The 17,055-nt window shown below is 64.7% G+C and carries 24 protein-coding genes and 1 tRNA gene; 9 read left to right on the top strand and 16 right to left on the bottom strand.

Features of this window, described 5'->3' with window-relative positions; all coding sequences use genetic code 11:
• Nucleotides 1-44: 44 nt before the first annotated feature.
• Together XI03_RS09020 and efp are read right to left on the bottom strand one after the other, a co-directional pair.
• Complete coding sequence (locus XI03_RS09020) at nt 45-1,667, bottom strand: M23 family peptidase (protein ID WP_271591912.1); 1,623 nt, start codon at nt 1,665-1,667, stop codon at nt 45-47.
• 21 nt (nt 1,668-1,688) lie between these two features.
• Nucleotides 1,689-2,255, bottom strand: coding sequence for an elongation factor P (efp, locus tag XI03_RS09015; RefSeq protein WP_018323088.1), 567 nt, complete (start codon nt 2,253-2,255; stop codon nt 1,689-1,691).
• 162 nt (nt 2,256-2,417) lie between these two features.
• Between efp and epmA the strand changes: the two genes are divergently transcribed.
• From epmA to XI03_RS09000, 3 genes are read left to right on the top strand one after another with little or no spacing between them, the layout of a single operon-like run.
• Nucleotides 2,418-3,482 (top strand): EF-P lysine aminoacylase EpmA, encoded by a 1,065-nt coding sequence (epmA, locus tag XI03_RS09010; RefSeq protein ID WP_152103007.1) that lies wholly within the window; start codon nt 2,418-2,420, stop codon nt 3,480-3,482.
• Nucleotides 3,479-4,573 (top strand): lysine-2,3-aminomutase-like protein, encoded by a 1,095-nt coding sequence (locus XI03_RS09005; RefSeq protein ID WP_271591911.1) that lies wholly within the window; start codon nt 3,479-3,481, stop codon nt 4,571-4,573. The genes epmA and XI03_RS09005 overlap by 4 nt, the downstream gene beginning before the upstream one ends.
• 43 nt (nt 4,574-4,616) lie before the next feature.
• Nucleotides 4,617-4,877: a hypothetical protein gene (locus XI03_RS09000; protein ID WP_028144770.1), complete on the top strand. Its 261-nt coding sequence runs from the start codon at nt 4,617-4,619 to the stop codon at nt 4,875-4,877.
• 57 nt (nt 4,878-4,934) lie between these two features.
• On the opposite strand, the gene XI03_RS08995 is transcribed toward XI03_RS09000, so the two are convergent.
• From XI03_RS08995 to XI03_RS08955, 9 genes are all read right to left on the bottom strand, one after another.
• The gene (locus XI03_RS08995; protein ID WP_271591910.1) at nt 4,935-6,020 is read right to left on the bottom strand and encodes a 3-deoxy-7-phosphoheptulonate synthase; all 1,086 of its coding nucleotides are present in this window, start codon (nt 6,018-6,020) and stop codon (nt 4,935-4,937) included.
• A gap of 232 nt (nt 6,021-6,252) precedes the next feature.
• On the bottom strand, nt 6,253-6,831 hold the full coding sequence (locus XI03_RS08990; RefSeq protein ID WP_028144768.1) for an HdeD family acid-resistance protein: 579 nt from the start codon (nt 6,829-6,831) through the stop codon (nt 6,253-6,255).
• A 54-nt stretch (nt 6,832-6,885) separates the two neighbouring features.
• Nucleotides 6,886-7,926 carry a PrsW family glutamic-type intramembrane protease gene (locus XI03_RS08985; RefSeq protein ID WP_028144767.1) on the bottom strand — a complete coding sequence of 347 codons (1,041 nt, stop codon included), beginning with the start codon at nt 7,924-7,926 and terminating at the stop codon, nt 6,886-6,888.
• A gap of 283 nt (nt 7,927-8,209) precedes the next feature.
• On the bottom strand, nt 8,210-8,365 hold the full coding sequence (locus XI03_RS08980) for a hypothetical protein (protein ID WP_271591909.1): 156 nt from the start codon (nt 8,363-8,365) through the stop codon (nt 8,210-8,212).
• A 59-nt stretch (nt 8,366-8,424) separates the two neighbouring features.
• Entirely contained in the window at nt 8,425-8,682 is a 258-nt protein-coding gene (locus XI03_RS08975) for a hypothetical protein (RefSeq protein WP_271591908.1), read from the bottom strand.
• Nucleotides 8,683-8,819: 137 nt separating this feature from the next.
• Complete coding sequence (locus XI03_RS08970) at nt 8,820-9,827, bottom strand: acyl-CoA desaturase (protein ID WP_095424213.1); 1,008 nt, start codon at nt 9,825-9,827, stop codon at nt 8,820-8,822.
• 122 nt (nt 9,828-9,949) lie between these two features.
• Nucleotides 9,950-10,576 (bottom strand): PilZ domain-containing protein, encoded by a 627-nt coding sequence (locus XI03_RS08965; protein WP_271591907.1) that lies wholly within the window; start codon nt 10,574-10,576, stop codon nt 9,950-9,952.
• Between the two features lie 215 nt (nt 10,577-10,791).
• The gene (locus tag XI03_RS08960) at nt 10,792-11,352 is read right to left on the bottom strand and encodes a hypothetical protein (protein ID WP_271591906.1); all 561 of its coding nucleotides are present in this window, start codon (nt 11,350-11,352) and stop codon (nt 10,792-10,794) included.
• A gap of 229 nt (nt 11,353-11,581) precedes the next feature.
• Nucleotides 11,582-11,656, bottom strand: a tRNA-Glu gene (locus tag XI03_RS08955).
• Nucleotides 11,657-11,880: 224 nt separating this feature from the next.
• Between XI03_RS08955 and XI03_RS08950 the strand changes: the two genes are divergently transcribed.
• From XI03_RS08950 to XI03_RS08940, 3 genes are read left to right on the top strand one after another with little or no spacing between them, the layout of a single operon-like run.
• Nucleotides 11,881-12,135, top strand: a complete 255-nt coding sequence (locus XI03_RS08950; RefSeq protein WP_018323099.1) for a PilZ domain-containing protein — start codon at nt 11,881-11,883, stop codon at nt 12,133-12,135.
• Nucleotides 12,136-12,191: 56 nt separating this feature from the next.
• Nucleotides 12,192-12,437, top strand: coding sequence for a hypothetical protein (locus XI03_RS08945; protein WP_271591905.1), 246 nt, complete (start codon nt 12,192-12,194; stop codon nt 12,435-12,437).
• Nucleotides 12,438-12,443: 6 nt separating this feature from the next.
• A complete protein-coding gene (locus XI03_RS08940; protein WP_085967565.1) occupies nt 12,444-12,611 on the top strand; it encodes a hypothetical protein in 168 nt (55 codons plus the stop codon).
• 124 nt (nt 12,612-12,735) lie between these two features.
• Here the strand turns inward: XI03_RS08940 and XI03_RS08935 are convergent, their stop codons facing one another.
• Together XI03_RS08935 and XI03_RS08930 are read right to left on the bottom strand one after the other, a co-directional pair.
• Nucleotides 12,736-13,374: a glutathione S-transferase family protein gene (locus XI03_RS08935; RefSeq protein ID WP_271591904.1), complete on the bottom strand. Its 639-nt coding sequence runs from the start codon at nt 13,372-13,374 to the stop codon at nt 12,736-12,738.
• 303 nt (nt 13,375-13,677) lie between these two features.
• Nucleotides 13,678-14,130 carry a VOC family protein gene (locus XI03_RS08930; protein WP_028144760.1) on the bottom strand — a complete coding sequence of 151 codons (453 nt, stop codon included), beginning with the start codon at nt 14,128-14,130 and terminating at the stop codon, nt 13,678-13,680.
• Between the two features lie 217 nt (nt 14,131-14,347).
• Here XI03_RS08930 and XI03_RS08925 point away from each other — a divergent pair, with 217 nt between their 5' ends.
• Nucleotides 14,348-14,566: a hypothetical protein gene (locus tag XI03_RS08925; protein ID WP_271591903.1), complete on the top strand. Its 219-nt coding sequence runs from the start codon at nt 14,348-14,350 to the stop codon at nt 14,564-14,566.
• Between the two features lie 12 nt (nt 14,567-14,578).
• Nucleotides 14,579-14,959, top strand: coding sequence for a hypothetical protein (locus XI03_RS08920; protein ID WP_271591902.1), 381 nt, complete (start codon nt 14,579-14,581; stop codon nt 14,957-14,959).
• A gap of 113 nt (nt 14,960-15,072) precedes the next feature.
• On the opposite strand, the gene XI03_RS08915 is transcribed toward XI03_RS08920, so the two are convergent.
• Both XI03_RS08915 and XI03_RS08910 read right to left on the bottom strand, forming a co-directional pair.
• Nucleotides 15,073-15,375 (bottom strand): hypothetical protein, encoded by a 303-nt coding sequence (locus tag XI03_RS08915; RefSeq protein ID WP_028144758.1) that lies wholly within the window; start codon nt 15,373-15,375, stop codon nt 15,073-15,075.
• A gap of 112 nt (nt 15,376-15,487) precedes the next feature.
• A complete protein-coding gene (locus tag XI03_RS08910) occupies nt 15,488-15,979 on the bottom strand; it encodes a hypothetical protein (RefSeq protein ID WP_271591901.1) in 492 nt (163 codons plus the stop codon).
• A gap of 359 nt (nt 15,980-16,338) precedes the next feature.
• Here XI03_RS08910 and XI03_RS08905 point away from each other — a divergent pair, with 359 nt between their 5' ends.
• On the top strand, nt 16,339-16,635 hold the full coding sequence (locus XI03_RS08905) for an HU family DNA-binding protein (protein ID WP_007591377.1): 297 nt from the start codon (nt 16,339-16,341) through the stop codon (nt 16,633-16,635).
• 40 nt (nt 16,636-16,675) lie between these two features.
• On the opposite strand, the gene XI03_RS08900 is transcribed toward XI03_RS08905, so the two are convergent.
• Nucleotides 16,676-16,867: a hypothetical protein gene (locus tag XI03_RS08900; RefSeq protein ID WP_271591900.1), complete on the bottom strand. Its 192-nt coding sequence runs from the start codon at nt 16,865-16,867 to the stop codon at nt 16,676-16,678.
• Nucleotides 16,868-17,055: the final 188 nt, after the last annotated feature.

Here is a 17,055-nt window from a genome sequence, read left to right as displayed (position 1 = left end):
GACAACAAGCTCTTGCACCGCCCTTCATTGGAGCGAGCAAGCCCTCAATTCTCCTCGCCGCTCGATCCCTCGCGCAGATCCGGCTTGATCACGTCGTCCGGCAGCGCATGGGCGACCGGCTGCGACGTGACCGCGATCTCCGGGCCGACCTCCCGGCCGCGGGCGCGGATCAGTCGTTCGTAGGCGGAGACCAGGGTGACGTAGGGGCTGACCCAGATCCAGCCGTCGCGTGTGAACACCTGCACGTCGAAATGCAGATGCATCGAGGTGCCGGCGGGATGATCGAGATAATTCGAGATCACACCGATCTTCTCGCCTTCGGTGACGATGCGGCCATTGAGCACGCCATCGGCGTTCATTGCGTGCGGATTCATGTGCATGTAGCGGAAACGGATGTGCTCGGTGCGGCTGTTGACTTGAAGCGTCGCGGCCTGGTCCTTGGACGCGCGGATCACGATGGCGTCGCGCACGGCGACGACACCGCGCTGCTTGGGATCGCAGGGCTCGCGGCCTTCGCCGTGCGGCGGGCAGTCGGCGGCGCGGATGTCCTCGCCCTGATGGCCGTAACCGCCCGCGCATTGCCAGACCTCGAAACTGCGGGACTCGCAGAAATTGTCGCGCCAGGGATAGACGGTCGCGCTCTCCGTCTTGTCCCGCTTGGCATAGGATTGCGAGCGGACGAAGGCGGGCGCCTTTTCGAGCGGAAAGCGGATTTGTGCATAGGCCATTGCGTCGGGATGGCCGCCCTGCTTGCGGTAGCCGGTGTTCGGGATGATATCGCCGCTCGGCCGGTAGCTGAAATCCGCCGAACGGCCCGTCGGGCGATCGAGGATGTTGGAGGCAATGTCCGTCAATGGCCGCATGCGCTGGCCGCCCGCGACGCGCAGGGCCCTCAGGAAGCGCTCGGCGACCGGATAGGCTTCCTTGCAGGCCAGCCGCCGCGGCTTGGCGACGCTGTCGAGGCACTGGATCGACACCACATAGGCGACGCCGAAACGGGTGAAAGCGTAGCGTACATAGCCTTCCCGGATGAACCTGCGCAGGTCCGGGTAGAGTGCTGCGAGCGGTTTGGTCTGCTCGCCCTTGCCGCCGGCTGGATCGGCGATGTCGTAGACGAGCGCCGAGCCCGTGATCTGCACTTCGACCGGCCTTGTGAACACCCGGCCCGGCATGCCGTCGCCGGCGCCGGGCTCGAGCGAGAAAGTCGCGCTGTAGCCGGCGGGGCCGGCATCGAACATGTCGACGGGATTGAAGTCCGCCTGATAGCGCGACAGCGCGAGCGTCGCCGTCGCGCCGCTGCGTTGCGCCTCGAGGTAAGCGGCGGCGTCGAACGGCAGCAGCACCGGCACGGGACTGCGGGTGATGCCGGTGAAGAATCGCGAGGAAACCGCGTTGAGCTGCACCAGGGCGGGCATCGCGCGCGGATCGTAGCGCGGCACCGAACGGCGAGGTGCGAAGATGAAATCGTCCGCGACGCGGGGGCGGCTGTTGATCTCGGTGCGGAGCTGGTCGAGCGCTGCGCGCCAGTCGACGCGCAGGGCCGTGAGCGAGGGGCTGCGGAATTCATCCGCAGCGAGCGGAGCGGCAATGAGGAGCGAAAGCGACGCCAAAAGAAGCGAGACGAAGCGGAAACCCTTCCCAACCACTGTCTCGCCCCCCGGCGGCACCTGCGATCGCTCTGTTCCCCGTCAGTCCTTGGCGCGTTCGGAGTAGGAGCCGTCCTCGGTCATGACCACGATGCGGGTACCGACCGCGATGTGCGGCGGCACGGTGGTGCGCACGCCGTTGGAAAGCACCGCCGGCTTGTAGGAAGACGAGGCGGTCTGGCCCTTGGTCACCGGCTCGGTTTCGACCACCTCCAGCGTCACGCGCTGCGGCAGCGCGAGCGAGACCACGTTGACATCGTGGGTCGACAGCTTGACGGTCATGTCCGGCTGAAGATAGGAGGCCGCGTCGCCGACGACGTCCTTGGAGACCTGGACCTGGTCGTAGGTCTCGGGGTTCATGAAGTGGAAGCCGTCGCCATCTTCATACAGGAACGTGTAGTTGCGCTCTTCAATGGTGGCCTTTTCGACCTGGTCGGTGGTCTTGTAGCGCTCGGAGATCTTTACCCCGTCCGAGATTCGGCGCATTTCGATCTGGCTGACCGGGGTACCCTTGCCGGGGTGGATGTTTTCGGCGCTGACGACGACATAGAGCTTGCCGTCTTGCTCGATCACGTTGCCTTTGCGAATAGAACTGGCGATGACTCTCAAAGCTATATTTCCTGCTTGCTTGGCCCGGCACCGGCCAGGACGTGGTCAAATCGATGGGGGACTTGGGGCCTCAAATCGGACCTCGGCGCCCGTTTCGGGCCGCAACATACTGATTTTGCCGTTAGATGCCAGCGTTTTGCTCGGGTCTGGGGCGGTCGGGTAATGGCTGGGGACAAGCCCATCTCACCGTTCTGGTCGCCCGGGCGGCACCTCGACCGTCGGCCGTTCCTCCAGGCCAGGGGGGCCATTACCGGGTCTCTACGGGCCTTTTTCGCCGAGCAGGGGTTCGTGGAGGTCGAAACCTCCGTTCTTCAGGTGTCTCCGGGCAATGAGACCCATCTGCACGCCCCCCGGACCGAGATCATGCGGCCGGACGGCAGCCGAGCCCTCCGGTATCTGCGCACTTCGCCCGAATTCGCCTGCAAGAAGCTGCTTGCGGCGGGCGAGACGCGGATTTTCGAGCTCGCCCGGGTGTTCCGGGACCGCGAGCGCGGCGACCTTCATCTGCCCGAATTCACCATGCTGGAATGGTATCGGGCAGGCGCCTCCTATGACGCCATCATGGCCGATTGCGTCGTCGTCATCGCCCGTGCGGCGCAGGCGACCGGCATCGGCACCTTCTCGTTCCGGGGGCGGACCGCCGATCCCTTCGCCGAGCCGGAACTCCTGACGGTGGCGGGCGCCTTCGAACGCTTCGCGGGCATCGACCTGCTGTCGACAATCAGGGACGGCGAGGGTAACCGTGCCGCGCTCGCCGAGGCGGCCGGTGGCAAGGTCCGTGTGGCCGAGGACGACACCTGGTCCGACATCTTCAGCAAGGTGCTGGTCGAGCACGTCGAGCCGCGTCTGGGGCAGGGGCGTTTGACCATCTTGTTCGAATACCCATCTCCAGAGGCGGCGCTGGCACGAGTGAAGACTGACGATCCCAGGGTTGCCGAGCGCTTCGAGGTCTACGCCTGCGGCGTCGAGCTCGCCAACGGCTTTGGGGAACTGACCGATGCCTGGGAGCAGCGAAAACGCTTCACGGAATCGATGACGGAAAAGCAGCGCCGCTACGGCGAAGCCTATCCGCTCGACGAGGACTTTTTGGCTGCGGTCGCCGCAATGCCGGAGGCGAGCGGCGTCGCCCTCGGCCTCGACCGGCTGGTGATGCTGGCAAGCGGTGCATCGCGGATTGATCAGGTGGTTTGGACGCCACCTGCTACTGAAGCGTCTAGTGAGACATGACGAAAACGAACCTTGCACGCACTCTGCGCGAGCCGGCTGAGCTCGTCGCCGAAGGTCTGGCGCCCGCAGCAGCGCTGCCGGCGCTCGAACGCGTTGCCGCACGCTATGCGGTGGCGATCACGCCGGCGTTGGTCGAACTGATCGACACGTCCGCCCCCGACGATCCCATCGCACGGCAATTCGTTCCGAGTGCAAGCGAATTGGAGATGCAGCCGGGCGAGGACGCCGATCCGATCGGCGATCATCCGCACTCGCCGGTATCGGGGATCGTGCACCGCTATCCCGATCGCGTCCTGTTCAAGCTCGTTCACGTCTGCGCAGTCTATTGCCGCTTCTGCTTCCGCCGCGAGATGGTGGGCCCCGGCAAGGAGAGCGCGCTGTCGGACACTGCCTATCGCGCGGCGATCGATTACATCCGTTCGCATCACGAGATCTGGGAAGTGATCCTGACCGGCGGCGATCCCCTGATGCTGTCGCCGCGCCGGATGGGCGAGATCATGGCCGAACTCGCGGCAATCGATCACGTCAAGATCATCCGCCTTCACACCCGCGTGCCCGTGGCCGATCCCGCGCGCATCAGCGACGAGTTGGTTGCGGCGCTCAAGGTCGAGGGCGCGACCACCTGGGTGGCGCTGCATGCCAACCACGCGCGCGAACTGACGGGACCGGTGCGCGCCGCCTGCGCGCGGCTCGTCGATTCCGGAATTCCCCTGGTGAGCCAGTCGGTGCTGTTGCGCGGGGTCAATGACAACATCGCCGCTCTGTCGGATTTGATGCGAGCTTTCGTCGAATGCCGGATCAAGCCCTACTATCTGCATCACGGCGACCTCGCGCCGGGCACCGCGCATCTTCGCACGACCCTTGCCGAAGGACAGGATTTGATGCGGCAGTTGCGCGGGCGGGTGTCAGGGCTTTGTCAGCCGGACTATGTCATCGACATTCCCGGCGGCGCCGGCAAATCCCCGGTGGGGCCGAGCTACGTCCTGGCGCCGCAAAATACCGCACCTCATGCGGGTGATGCGGGAGCCGAAACGCGCTATCGTATCGTGGACTATTGCGGCGACGTTCATCTCTATCCGCCCGAGAGCTGAGCGGTGATGGAGAGCGCGCCGGTTCGAGAATGGAGAAGCAAGAATGAAGAAGATCATGGTGGCAGCATCGCTCGTGGTCTTGCTCGGCGGCGCGGCGGCAGCACAGACCGGCGGTTCCAAGGGGTCGACGTCCGGCGGTAGCGGCGGAGCCTCTGGATCGGTGTTGCCGGCACCGGTCGGTCACCGCCAGCCGCGCGCGGCTGACGTGCCGAGCGAGAAGAATTTGAGCAATCCGAACACCCCCGCGAACAAGGAAGACGCGGAGCTCGATCGGAAGATCAAGAGCATCTGCCGCGGCTGCTGATCCTTTCACCTCTCCCCGTTGGGGAGAGGTGAGGAGAGCGAACGCGTTCGCCATGAGCTAGGCCGAGCGCTCCTGAAGTCCGGCGCGCCGGGCGTTGCGGCGGATTTCCACCGCGTCGGCGAGCTGCTCGAGCGCGGTCGCCGTAGTCGGCCAATCGATGCAGCCGTCGGTGATGCTCTGGCCGTAGGTGAGCGGCTTGCCCGGCACGACGTCCTGGCGGCCGGCAACGAGATTGCTCTCGATCATCACGCCCATGATGCGGCCTTCGCCGCCTGAGATCTGGCCGGCGATGTCGGCCGCCACCTGCGGCTGGTTCTCGGGCTTCTTGCTCGAATTGGCGTGGCTGGCATCGATCATCACCAGCGGCGCGACACCGGATTTGGTCAGCTCGTTGCAGGCGGCCGCGACGCTTGCCGCATCATAGTTCGGCTTGCTGCCGCCACGCAGGATGATGTGGCAGTCCTCGTTGCCCGCGGTCGAGGCGATCGCCGAGCGGCCGAGCTTCGTCACCGCCATGAAGTGATGCGGATGCGAGGCCGACTTCACGGCGTCCGCCGCGATCCGCACATTGCCATCGGTGCCGTTCTTGAAGCCGACCGGGCAGGACAGGCCCGAGGCCAGCTCGCGATGGATCTGGCTCTCGGTCGTGCGTGCGCCGATCGCGGCCCAGGACACGAGGTCGGCGATGTATTGCGGCGTCGTCATGTCGAGGAATTCCGTGCCGGCGGGCAGGCCGAGATTGTTCACCGCCGACAGCACGTTGCGCGCCAGCCGCAGGCCCTTGTTGATGTCGAAGCTGCCGTCCAGATCGGGATCGTTGATCAGGCCCTTCCAGCCGACGGTGGTGCGCGGCTTCTCGAAATAGACCCGCATTACGATTTCGAGCTGGTCGGCGAGTTCCTCGCGCAAGCTCGCGAGCCGCTCGGCATATTCGAGCGCGGCCTTGGGGTCATGCACCGAGCAGGGGCCGACCACGACCAGCAGGCGGTCGTCCTGGCCATCGAGGATTGCGTGGATGGCGTTACGCGCAGCCATCACCACGCGCGTCGCGGTGAGCGTGCGCGGGACTTCGCGCATCACCTCATCCGGCATGCTCAGCTCTTTCAATTCGCGGATACGAAGATCGTCGGTCGTGCTCAGCACGGCGGGCTCCTGTTTGTTTCGAACCTGCCGGCCAATAAAAAAGCCGCCAGGTCTGGCGGCTTGTTCGGACGTTTGCTGCAATTTTCAGATTGAGCGCGATCCTCCTGCCGCCAGCGAGCTGTCGTAGCTAAAGTACCAAAAATAGCTGGTGGCGACGGTGATCATGGAGGGCATATAGCGCGCCATCGGCGGATTGTCACCCCCCAATCGGCGCGGCAGGTGACGAGGCGGGTCAGGTGTTGCTGTTGCGCGCCGCCAGCGCCAGGCCGATCAGGCTGGCGCCGCCGAACAGGAGGTTGATACCGACGAGGACGCCGATGGCCCATTCCGCCGAGCTCGGCAGTCCCGTGATCACCATGAAGGAGATCGCAATGTCGACGAGGCCCGAGACCAGCAGCCATGACCAGCGGCCGCTGAGTTCGCGGCGGTGCTCCAGTGCGTACATGATAGTAGCGACGCCCTCGGCCAGGAAGTAGGCGCCGACCACGATAGTCAGCGTCAGCACGGCCTGCATCGGGCGGGCCAGCAGCAGCATGCCGGCAAGCACGGCGAGCGCAGCCGAGATCAGCGACCACCAGAAGCCCGGCGTGCTACGCGCCCAATAGGTCACGATCAGCCCGCCGATACCGCTGATCAGGAACATCCAGCCGAGGAAGATCGCGATTGCAAGGCTTGCGAGCGGCGGCAGGATCAGCGCCGCGACGCCGAGAATTGCGAGCAGGATGCCCTCGAACAGAAAGGCCTTCCAGTGTGCCTTGACCGTCTGGCTCATCATGGATTGCAGCCGCGAAAAATCCTCAGGTGACGTCATCGGCAGGCTCCAGATCGTTCTAGTATGCGCGCAGCGCGCTCGCCATCCCGCGGCTCACCCGCCGCCGGGCGCCGAGGAAAAACCCTCCGCGCTGGTGCGGATGCGGTTGCGGCCGAGAACATAGATCGCCGTTGTGACAATCAGAAGCGCCAGGCCGAGCAGGATCGAGACGAAACCGATCGGGATCAGGGCCAGCGTCAGATTGCGCTCGGGGTTGATAAGCCAGTGATGGATCGAGGTCAGCACGAAGGCGAGCCCGAGAAAGCCGACGCCGCCGCCGGCGAGCAGCAGCGCCCACATCCGCCGGAGCTGGCTGAGCCGCTCCCGCGCGACATCGGTCCGGGGAGCGTGGTGGCGGGCGACGCGCCGGACCAGACGGATGGCGAAGGCGATCGAGCTGAAGCCGATCAAGAGGCTGGAGGCGCCCAGCCACATCCGCAGCGTCGGATCGAGGTCGGGCATTCTTTGCAGGGTCAGCAGTGGAAAGTCGAAGGCCGAATGCAGCGCAAGCGGGCCGGCCAGCATCAGGAGGCGGCTGGAGAGGCGGGCCCAGTCGCGATGGTGCCGGTTCGCGCCCAGCGCCGTGCCGGCGCGCGCGATCGTCAGGTAGGCGCCCGCGATGATGCCGAGCGCGCCGTGGAATGGCACGGTCAGCACGCTGCGCAAGGCGGCCAGCGAGCGCCACATCTCGGCGTGCTGGACCAGATAGGCGAGGTTCTCGTAAGCGGCGAAGCCGAGGCCGACCGCGGCGCCATAGACCACGGTGTCCATCGGATTGGCAAAGGTCCGCCGCTTGGTCGAGGAAATCACCACGATGGCGATCACCTTGACGGCTTCCTCAGGCAGCGCGACGCCGAAGATCGAATGCATGGCCAGCGCCGCCCAGGGGTCGTCGGGCGCCGCGACCATCTTGGCGAAGGGGGCGCGGGCGAGGCCCAGCAGCGAGATGCTGGCCGCCCCCAACAGGAACGCAGTCCAGACCTGGGCCGGCGGGCCAGGGCGCTCTTCGGCGGCGATGACAAGCCACAGCATCAGCAGCGCCGGGGCGATGGCGGCCGTTCCGATGACGGTGGGCAATGCTTCAATCAGGTACATCGGCGCCGAAAATAGGTTCCCTTGATCCGCTTATCTACATTCACCGATGCGACCATGTGTCATGCGCTTGCTGTCGGCTCGCTTAATGAGTGCGATAGCTTCCGTTCATCCGCCACGGCTCGTGGCGGTGTAAAATACACGCGTAATCAATTGCATGACAGCACCTGTTCGTCATCCACAGTAATGACGGCCCGGCCGCGGTTGGAACGCGATTGGCAAGCCAGATCAAGGAAGTGCGCAGGTTTCTTCGATTCATGACGCAGGCGTGCGCGGGGTAGGCCAGCTAGCCGCGCTTCGCCGGGCCCTTGCGGGGCGGCGACGCGAGCCGGCGCGTCCGCGCCTGCTCCAGCTCCCAGAAGGCGCGGACGAGGCAGGTGCCGAGGCAGAAGACGATGAGCACCAGCAGGAAGGCCTGGTCGACAGCGGGGATGTGTACCATGGCGATGATAAAGCAACGCCCATGCCATGCGTTCCCGCAATGGCCGGCGCTTTCCGCTTTCAGTGTGTGGTGAGCGGCGGCGGCGCCCCGGGAGCAACGTCGAAGGCGCCGAGATGGAATTCCTCGCCGAGGGATGTGTCGGCTTCGCCCGGTTGCGCCAGCAGCGTGAACGCGGCCTGCGGGTAGAGCTTCCAGATCTCCAGATCGCCGGCGGTGATGGTGAGCCAGCCGAAAGTGTACATGTAGCGTCCGGGCTCAGTGACCCGGCCGACCCTGTCCCAGGTGATCTTGTCCACTGTAACTTTGTCGACTGCCATTCGGTCCCCCGATCGCAAGTCTGCAAATGACGCCCGGCCTGGAGGCACGGACGATCAAAAGCTGATCCCGCAATGGGGCCGCGATAGGGCGGCGATGCGGGGGCAAGACGGCCCGGCGGTGGCCGCTGCCCGCCGATTCAGCGTGCCGTCGAGGCCGCCTCTGCTTCGGCCGCCCGCTCCAGCTGACGGTGCGAGGCGTGGAAGACGTCGTGGACGAGACCGATCTTTTCCAGGCCCAGGATGATCAGGCCGTTGAGATCGATCTCCCACCAGGCGTGCGAGATGTAGGCGTCCCGCGGGAAGCGGTGATGGTTGTTGTGCAGACCCTCGCCGAAGGTGAGGATCGTGGTCACGAACTCGTTGGTCGAGGCGTCGTCGACCTCGAAGCGGCGATAGCCATAGGCGTGGCAGACCGAGCCGGTGAGCTGGCTGGTGAGGATCAGCAGATAGGCGCGAAGCAGGCCGGAGAACAGCACGCAGCCGATCATGGCGTGCACGCCGCCGAACGTGTAGCCGATCACGCCGGGGATGAAGACTGCCGACATCCCGTACCAGACCCAGCGCGTGCGCACGAAGAACATCGCGATCGGATCGGCGAGGATATCCTTGGCATAGTACTCGTTGTCGGTGGTGGCCTGGTCGAATACCCAGCTGCCCTGGGCGTGCAGGAAGCCCTTGAACGCGCTGACATAGCGATTGCCGAAGCCGTCGAATTGCGGGCTGTGGGGATCGCCGACGTCATCGGCGTAGAGATGGTGGCGGCGGTGGTTGGCGACCCATTTGGCGATCGAGCCCTGCACAGCCATCTGGGCGATGGCGCAGAAGAAGACACGCATGATCGGGCCGGTACGGAAGCTGCGATGCACGAACAGGCGATGCATGCCGGCACCGATGCCGAACGTCGTCAGCGCGAACATCCAGGCGAACGTGAACAACTCGACCTTGCCGACGCCCTGCGTCACGGCCCAGATGATGCCGGCAACCGCACCCACATAGAGGATGCCGAGCAGGAGATAGCTCTCGCGCAACTTGGCCTGGACCAGCGGCCCTTCGGTGACCACGCCGGGTGGGAGCTGCGGCTTCGGTGCGACGGGCGCGTTCGGCGCGATCTCTGCCGGGGCGAACTCGGCGTCGGCGATGGACATTCCGGGGCTTCCAATACTCGAGGCCCGCAGTGATTGCGGACGCACCGGGCCACACCCTACCGCGCAGGGGTCGCCATCTCCAGTATTTAGTTAAGAAAGAGTTAAGATTGATCGGGCCGGCTTCAGGCCGACTGCAGCAAGGGCGTGCGGACGATCAGACGGACGAGGTCATCCCGTGACTGCTTTTCGGCGAATTTGACCGCAAACCCGTGCTCGAACTTGCGGATCACGCGCCCGACGCAAGCACCGACCGCAAGCGGGGTTCCGAGCGGCGGATCGTATTCGCAGGAGATCGCGACGCCAGCCGTGGAGACGTCGATGATGAAGCACGGATGGCTGCTGCCGTTGGCGAGCGTCAGGAAGGTGTGCGAGGCCTGAGGTACGAAACGCGCGTCGTTCCGCAGCTCCTGGACGCTGGCGTCCTTCTGCTTCTTCTCGAGCCAGGTCAGCTTTTCCGACATCCAGGCGCGCCGCGCCCGCGTCATGTCGAGCTCCATCAGGAAACCCGACTTCAGCGTCGCGCTGATCGTGCACTGGAATTCGCCGAAATCCTGGAAGTAGGAGGTGAGGCGCTCGCCGACCTTGCCGACGACGGGCACGTCCACGATCATGCGGAAGGGCGAGACGCGCTTGGTGCGGCAGGCGAAGCTGCGCAGCTTGCCCTCGCAATCATACCAGCGGGGCAGCGAGTAGCTGCCGCTGACCGTGACGTCCACTGCACGCTGCCTGAGGAACTCTGCGACGGACATGAGGTGCCAATGATGTTCGGGATTGCTTCCGTAATTCCACGGTAGCGGTCAAATTCTAAGCAAATGATACCAGCGCACTGGAGCAGGGGTAAATTTCCGGTAAACGCGCGCTTCGCACGCCCGGCGGAAAGCGCGGCATAAGGACCCGTTATGCTGCAGGCCAGCTCACAACATCGTCATTGATGGCGCAGTGAAGCAACGACGCGCGGCGGCGCCTAGAGAGCTCCGAACAGCACCAGCAAAGCCAACGCGCTGACGGCCATCGCGAACTGGATCGTCGTCCATGTCAGGCCGTTCGAGCTGATCTGCAATCCCAGCGGCGGCAACGCGCGCCGCATCGCCAGCGCCGTGAAGGCTTCGACGATGGCGAGCAGGAGGGCGATGCCGGCGATGAAAGACCACGACTCGGCTGGAGGCATCCATGGCGCGAGCCAGGCCGGGACGGAGCCTTTCAAAGTGGCGAGCAACGCGAACCAGCCGAACCAGAATGCCGAGCGCTTGACGATGTCGGGGCCGATCGTTTCGGGCTCGAGGCGGATACCGATCGTTGCCAGCGCGCTTTCGATGCGCTCGCCGTCGGTCAGGACGACGAACGCGCCGAGATAGAGCGGAATGCGCGACTGGAAGAGCAGGGCGAGGATACCGAACAGGATAACGTGGCCAATGAGGTCGCCGACCACGTTCTTGGCGCTCTCGCCTGACGGCACGAGCGCGGCCGGCGCAGAATCTGGCTGCGGCTGCGCAAGCGACCTGGCGCGCGCCATGTGCTGCAGCATTTTGGCGCGCCGGTCCGATGGATGCTGGTGGGGTTGGCTCAGCCATGGCGGAAGGCGCGGCGTCATTGCGGACGTGTCGGACGAACCTTCAATCTCGGGAATACGCTGTGCCATGGGACCGGTTCCAACTGACATTGGTCGGTGGCGAGCAGCGGGAAGGTTCATGCGGGAGCGGCGGAAATTGCAGCCGGGCGGTCGTGGCGGCTCAGTGCGGCGCCATCGCGTGCACTGGCGCTCCCTAGCGGAATCGAACCGCTCTCTCCACCGTGAAAGGGTGGCGTCCTAACCGATAGACGAAGGGAGCAAACGCAGGGCCCTGCCGTTATCCCCGGCACAGCCGCTGGCCGGCCGAGTCGAGCCCGGCGGCTTGCAGCGGGCGAACGTATAGTGGCCTTTCTGGCTCCCGGCAAGCCGTCCGGGACGGTCTTTTGGCCCCGGTGGACAGCGCCGGCGCCGGGGTGATCCGGAGGCGATTTCAACGGTTTCTTAGGGTTCCCTGAGTAGCGCTGGAGCGGGAGATCTTTGCCAATGCCACCGCCGAAAAAGCGCGCAGCCCGCAAGCTGCTGTCGCAGCATGCCTGGATCACCCTCGACGGTGGCTTCGCCGCGCGGCATTGCCTGGTCCAGGACATCTCGGATTCCGGCGCCAAGATCACGCTGGACGAGGACGCGAGCCAGCTCCCGGGCGTGATCCGGCTCGCCTTCGCGCGCGATGCACGCACCGGGCGGAGCTGCCAGGTGGTCTGGCGCCGCGGCAAATCCGCCGGCATCAAGTTCATCTGATCGCGGCCGCGGCCGCCCCGATGGCGCGCGGCGCCCGTCCGGGCTAGAAGGCCGCCATGCGCGTGTCGCTCCTCATCCTGATCCCGTTCTTCGCCACGTCCGCCGCCGCGGCGGAAGCCCTGCGTCTGCCGCCTGCCGAGCAGCCGAAGGCAGGCTCGGCCGTGCCGCTGAAGGGTGCGGCCGGGAAGACACGAGCGGGCTCCTGCGCCACTTACGGCCCGCGCTTCGTCATGGTGGAGGGCACCGGGACCTGCGTGAAGATCGGCGGCTCGATCAGCATCGACACCACCGTGAGGCGCTAGAGGCCCATGCCAGTGGATCTGCTGCGCCTCGACCTCATCGTTCCCGTGCTGATGTATTGCGCGCTGCTGTGGTGGGTCGGCCGCGGCCTGAGCTGGACGGCGCGGCTGGCGACCGCGGTGGTGACCTTGGTGCTGATCGTCTGCGTGCTGCTGGTCGAGCGCGGCTGGCGCTGAGCCAAAGCAAAAACGCGAAAACAACCCCATGCACAGTAGCGTCAAGTGCTGAGTTGGCGCCGGAGGATTGCGCCGAAACGCGGATTCATCGCGCTCTCACCGCGGCTCATGCAGTCCTGCCGGCTCACGACATCGGCGGTGCGACATGCTGTGCAAATCCGGCCCGTTTGCCGAGATCGGCGAGCCAGCGCGTCAGGTGCGGTTGTGCCGGCCGGGTGATGCCCTCGACGCCGAGCCATCGGCGGGCATAGGAGCCGAGCGCGATGTCCGCGAGCGTGAACGCATCGCCCTCGATGAAGCGGCGCGAGGAGAGCAGGCGGTCGGCGATCGCCCAGACCTCGGCGGCGGCATCGGCATCGCGCTGCACCTGGATCATGTCGCGCTCGGCGGGCGCCGTGCGCACGATGCCCCAGAACACCGGGCGGTCGACCGGCTGCACCGTCGACAGCGTCCAGTCGAGCCAGCGGTCGACCGATGCGCGGCTCTTCGGCGCCTCCGGGTAGATCGGCGTGCCGCTTCCATGCGCGAGGCAGAGATAGCGCATGATCGAGTTGGACTCCCACAGCACGAAGTCGCCCTCGGCCAGCGTCGGGATCCGCGCATTGGGGTTCATCGCGAGATAGTCGGCCTCGCGGGTCCGGCCGTAGCTCATGCCGGCGTCGATACGCTCATAGGGCAAAGCGAGCTCAGTGAGGCACCACAGCACCTTCTGCACGTTGACCGAATTGGCGCGGCCCCAGATCGTCAGCTTGGTGTTAGGCATGGAGCGTCTCCCGCGGCGTTGTCGCTTGCCGCGGGTGATAGCGGAATTCGCCGTTCGGAGCGATGCGCGATTGCGGCGCGCCTCTCATGCAAAAAGCTCCGCCCGAGGCGGAGCTTTCGTTGCAAAACAAACCGGCAAGTTGAACCCGTCGCTCAGCGGCCGAAGAACAGCCACAACAGGATGATCACCGGGATCGGCACGCCAAGCATCCACAATAGAATTCCGCGTCCCATGATTTTCTCCTCCAATCGCATTGTCGGAGAGTGAACGCAGGCGGCGAGGGCTTGTTCCAGCGTCTCGAACCTACCAGTGGCCGGTGTTGGGCATCGACGCCCAGGGCTCTTGCGGCGGCTTCGGCTCGCCCTTCTGCAGCAGCTCGATCGAATGCAGGTCCGGCGAACGGACGAAGGCCATGTTGCCGTCGCGCGGCGGACGGTTGATGGTGACGCCGGCCTTCATCAGCTGTGCGCAGGTGGCGTAGATGTCGTCGACCTCATAGGCGAGATGGCCGAAGAAGCGATCCTCGCCATACTTCTCCTCGTCCCAATTCCAGGTGAGCTCGACCAGCGGCGCGCCGCGCGACTGCGGTTGCGTCTTCAGCGCCTCGAGATCGTCCGCCGAGCACAAGAACACCAGCGTGAACCGCCCCTTGTCGTTCTCGATCCGCCGCACCTCCTTCAACCCGAAAGCATCAACATAGAATTTCAGCGCGACATCGAGATTGCGCACGCGCAGCATGGTGTGGAGGTATCGCATGGTTGTTGCTCCCTGGAACGGGTGGGGTTTTGCTTTGGGCCGGGACGGCGGGGACAGGAGATAGCAGGAAACGGGCAGGAGGGGCAGGGGGCGGGCGCGCCAGGGGAAGCGGCTGGTGGAAATAGACCAGCCAAGCGTGGACCGAATCCGCAGAGCCTGCGGGTGAGCAGGCCAGCACTGTCACCGTAATCCTGCTCATGCTGAGGGGCGACGGCGGATGAATTTGATCCACCGTCACCGAACCCCAACGCCGGCGGCGCGACCAATTGCTATGCTTCATGCCCTGCTTAGCGCGATCGTGGATATTCTCCTGTCTGCCGCATGGAGCGCGGTCGTCAGGTTCTTCGGCCTGGAAAACGCCGTCGAGATCGCGACGGCCGTCTTCGGTCTTGTCTGCATCGCGGTCGGCTCTGTGGTCTTGTTGTTTGGGCACTGACGAGGGAGCGTCGTGAAGACGATCACACTGCTTGCGGTGGCGGCCGTGGTGCTGCTGGAGGTCATCGGCCCGACGTCGAGCGTCGGCGGCTCGATGAGCTTCATGCTGGTGCTTGCCCTCGTCGTGCTGGCTGTCGCGATTTACGAGGCCTGGTCGAACGGACGCGGCGCAATCGGCTGGGTCGTCAACATCGTCGCCGCCGCCTTTGGCGGCCTGCTTGCGGTTGCGCTCATCGGAATGGGCATGGACGCGATGCTGCCGCACCTTCAGCTCGAAGGTTCGCTCGCGTCCTCGCAAAATCCGGTGAAGTATGTCGTGGTCACACTCGTTGCGATCGTCATCGTGCTGGGATCATGGATCCCGCTCCAGATCGTCAACCGGCTTCGCGACTAGCTGAAGAGTGGGGGTGTCAGTTGCGGGGCGAGGGCCGAACTGCTCGGCCCGCAGGGTTCGCCCGGCGATGCAGAGCATCGCCCGGCAATGGCCGCTGGAGCCGCCGCCTTCGATCAGGCCGCGATGCGTTGTTCGACCGGGGCCGTCAGCAGCTTGAGCGCCTGGGCGTGTTGCAGGTCGGGGACCGCGATCGCCGTGTGGCTGTAGATCGCATGGCTGCGTGATGTTGCAATCCTGTCCAGGATCTCTTTGCCCTTGATGACGTGAAGGCCCATGCCCTCGTCAGTGGGGAAGATTGCCAGCACCACGTCATAGGCCGCGATGACGGCCCTGAGTGCTTCGGCCTTGTCCTCGGCGACGTCGACGAAAACACGAACATCAGCCGCGAGTTCACGCAGCTCGTCAAAATCCAGCACTGTGGGGTTACTCCAACGCAACGAGACTGAACGGAGCTTGGCGGCGTTGGGTTACTGAAGTGTCAACAAGGCGTGCCGAGCCACAAGTTTCACGACGAGGTGACTTCACGCTCTAGCGCTTTGCTTCGTCCTTGCGAAGCCGGGCCTCCGCGGCCTCGTCCACGAGGTTCAAGGTGAGGCCGTCATAACTCAGCTTGAGCCCGCGGCCGACGATCCATGTCCATCCCTCCCGGTCCTTGATGGCCTGCGCGTTGAACTGGTCGGAGATCGATTTGACGGCGGCGTCCTGCGCCCCCGGATTGTTCAACTCCGCCTTGACGCGCCAGATCGGGTGCCTGGCGTCGGCCTCCTCGCTGTCGACCGTGACCTTGGCGCCGTTGATGTCGCATTCGAAGGTGTAGGAGTCGCGGCTCCGGCGGCAGAGATAGCGGCGTTGACTGACGAGCTTGCTGGTCTCGTCGAATGTCATCCCGGGCGAGAAGCCGAAGATGTCAGACTTCTTCACGAGGGCGAGGGACGCAGGCTTCAGGAAGCTCGGCTGGATCGCGACGAGGGCTGCGACGGCCACAACGATCAAACCTGCGATGACGATAGCGACCTTCATGAGCACCCCACGAGAAACCTTCAGACCATTATAGGCAGCCGGGCCGTTCTACCATGCCCCCAAAAGCGAAAACCCCGCCTGGGGGAAGCGGGGCTTTCTGGTGGGGTGAAGCTTGGGGATTTCTTTGGGGACTTCAATGATATGACGCGCCAGCCGCAAAATGGTTCAAGCGAAAAACGGAAGGTCCTGCGGCATCTTCACAGGAAGTAGGGAACCCCGCAGAACCCCTGCTTGCGTTTTCGGCCTCGATGGGTTCTAAGCCCCGTCACTTCATGACCACTGGCATGAAATCAGCGCGCCCCCGCGCTTCAGGCCGCGTCCCCAGCAGAGTTGCTCGCGCGCACAAAAGGAATTCAGACATGGCGAAGATGACGAAGACTCAATTGATTGATGCAATTGCCGAGGGCACGCAGCTTTCGAAGAACGACGTGAAGTCGGTGATCGAGTACATGGCGACGGTTGGTTACAAGGAGCTCAACGAGTCCGGCGAGTTCGTCATTCCCGGTTTCGTGAAGATGTCGGTCGTGAACAAGCCGGCGACCGAAGCCCGCATGGGCGTCAATCCCTTCACCAAGGAGCCGATGCAGTTCGCGGCCAAGCCGGCGAGCAAGTCGGTCAAGGCCTCGCCGCTGAAGGTGGCCAAGGACTCCGTCTAAGGCGCTGGCGATGTCGTTGCGGCGGGCGATGCTGCAACGATCAATGGCTGAAGACAAGGTGATGCTCGACGACGGCGATGCCGAACATCACCACGACGATCAGGACGAACCACAGAGCGCGCCGGTCGGTTCGTCCCGGCGCGCTCTGCGGTTTCCCGCAAGCCGGACAGACCGAAAGGCCGATCGGGATCTCGGTCTCACAGAACTCGCAGATCATCGGCGCCTCGATCATGAAGGGCGCGGGGCATCGGCTCTGGGGCCGGACGCGGAAACGCGGGATGCCGCCTCATTCGGCCGGTCAATGCGAATGTTGGAAGATTCGTTCCCGTTACGACCCGCTGCACTGTTTAGTCCGGGGACATGGCTGACACCTGTTCGGACACATCACTGACAGGTTGGCCATTGGTCAAGTCGATCGAT

It is taken from the genome of Bradyrhizobium sp. CCBAU 65884, from assembly GCF_028128835.1.
Taxonomy (GTDB): domain Bacteria; phylum Pseudomonadota; class Alphaproteobacteria; order Rhizobiales; family Xanthobacteraceae; genus Bradyrhizobium; species Bradyrhizobium ottawaense.
Note: the sequence above shows the minus strand (reverse complement) of the source record. Positions and strands in the feature narration are given on the sequence as shown.

What these genes read in the sequence shown, in the direction of transcription:
- epmA (WP_152103007.1), top strand. Translation starts at nt 2,418, where the DNA reads ATGGCTGGGGACAAGCCCATCTCACCGTTCTGGTCGCCCGGGCGGCAC.
- XI03_RS09005 (WP_271591911.1), top strand. Translation starts at nt 3,479, where the DNA reads ATGACGAAAACGAACCTTGCACGCACTCTGCGCGAGCCGGCTGAGCTC.
- XI03_RS09000 (WP_028144770.1), top strand. Translation starts at nt 4,617, where the DNA reads ATGAAGAAGATCATGGTGGCAGCATCGCTCGTGGTCTTGCTCGGCGGC.
- XI03_RS08990 (WP_028144768.1), bottom strand. Translation starts at nt 6,831, where the DNA reads ATGACGTCACCTGAGGATTTTTCGCGGCTGCAATCCATGATGAGCCAG.
- XI03_RS08985 (WP_028144767.1), bottom strand. Translation starts at nt 7,926, where the DNA reads ATGTACCTGATTGAAGCATTGCCCACCGTCATCGGAACGGCCGCCATC.
- XI03_RS08980 (WP_271591909.1), bottom strand. Translation starts at nt 8,365, where the DNA reads ATGGTACACATCCCCGCTGTCGACCAGGCCTTCCTGCTGGTGCTCATC.
- XI03_RS08975 (WP_271591908.1), bottom strand. Translation starts at nt 8,682, where the DNA reads ATGGCAGTCGACAAAGTTACAGTGGACAAGATCACCTGGGACAGGGTC.
- XI03_RS08970 (WP_095424213.1), bottom strand. Translation starts at nt 9,827, where the DNA reads ATGTCCATCGCCGACGCCGAGTTCGCCCCGGCAGAGATCGCGCCGAAC.
- XI03_RS08965 (WP_271591907.1), bottom strand. Translation starts at nt 10,576, where the DNA reads ATGTCCGTCGCAGAGTTCCTCAGGCAGCGTGCAGTGGACGTCACGGTC.
- XI03_RS08960 (WP_271591906.1), bottom strand. Translation starts at nt 11,352, where the DNA reads ATGCTGCAGCACATGGCGCGCGCCAGGTCGCTTGCGCAGCCGCAGCCA.
- XI03_RS08950 (WP_018323099.1), top strand. Translation starts at nt 11,881, where the DNA reads ATGCCACCGCCGAAAAAGCGCGCAGCCCGCAAGCTGCTGTCGCAGCAT.
- XI03_RS08945 (WP_271591905.1), top strand. Translation starts at nt 12,192, where the DNA reads ATGCGCGTGTCGCTCCTCATCCTGATCCCGTTCTTCGCCACGTCCGCC.
- XI03_RS08940 (WP_085967565.1), top strand. Translation starts at nt 12,444, where the DNA reads ATGCCAGTGGATCTGCTGCGCCTCGACCTCATCGTTCCCGTGCTGATG.
- XI03_RS08935 (WP_271591904.1), bottom strand. Translation starts at nt 13,374, where the DNA reads ATGCCTAACACCAAGCTGACGATCTGGGGCCGCGCCAATTCGGTCAAC.
- XI03_RS08930 (WP_028144760.1), bottom strand. Translation starts at nt 14,130, where the DNA reads ATGCGATACCTCCACACCATGCTGCGCGTGCGCAATCTCGATGTCGCG.
- XI03_RS08925 (WP_271591903.1), top strand. Translation starts at nt 14,348, where the DNA reads ATGAATTTGATCCACCGTCACCGAACCCCAACGCCGGCGGCGCGACCA.
- XI03_RS08910 (WP_271591901.1), bottom strand. Translation starts at nt 15,979, where the DNA reads ATGAAGGTCGCTATCGTCATCGCAGGTTTGATCGTTGTGGCCGTCGCA.
- XI03_RS08905 (WP_007591377.1), top strand. Translation starts at nt 16,339, where the DNA reads ATGGCGAAGATGACGAAGACTCAATTGATTGATGCAATTGCCGAGGGC.
- XI03_RS08900 (WP_271591900.1), bottom strand. Translation starts at nt 16,867, where the DNA reads ATGATCGAGGCGCCGATGATCTGCGAGTTCTGTGAGACCGAGATCCCG.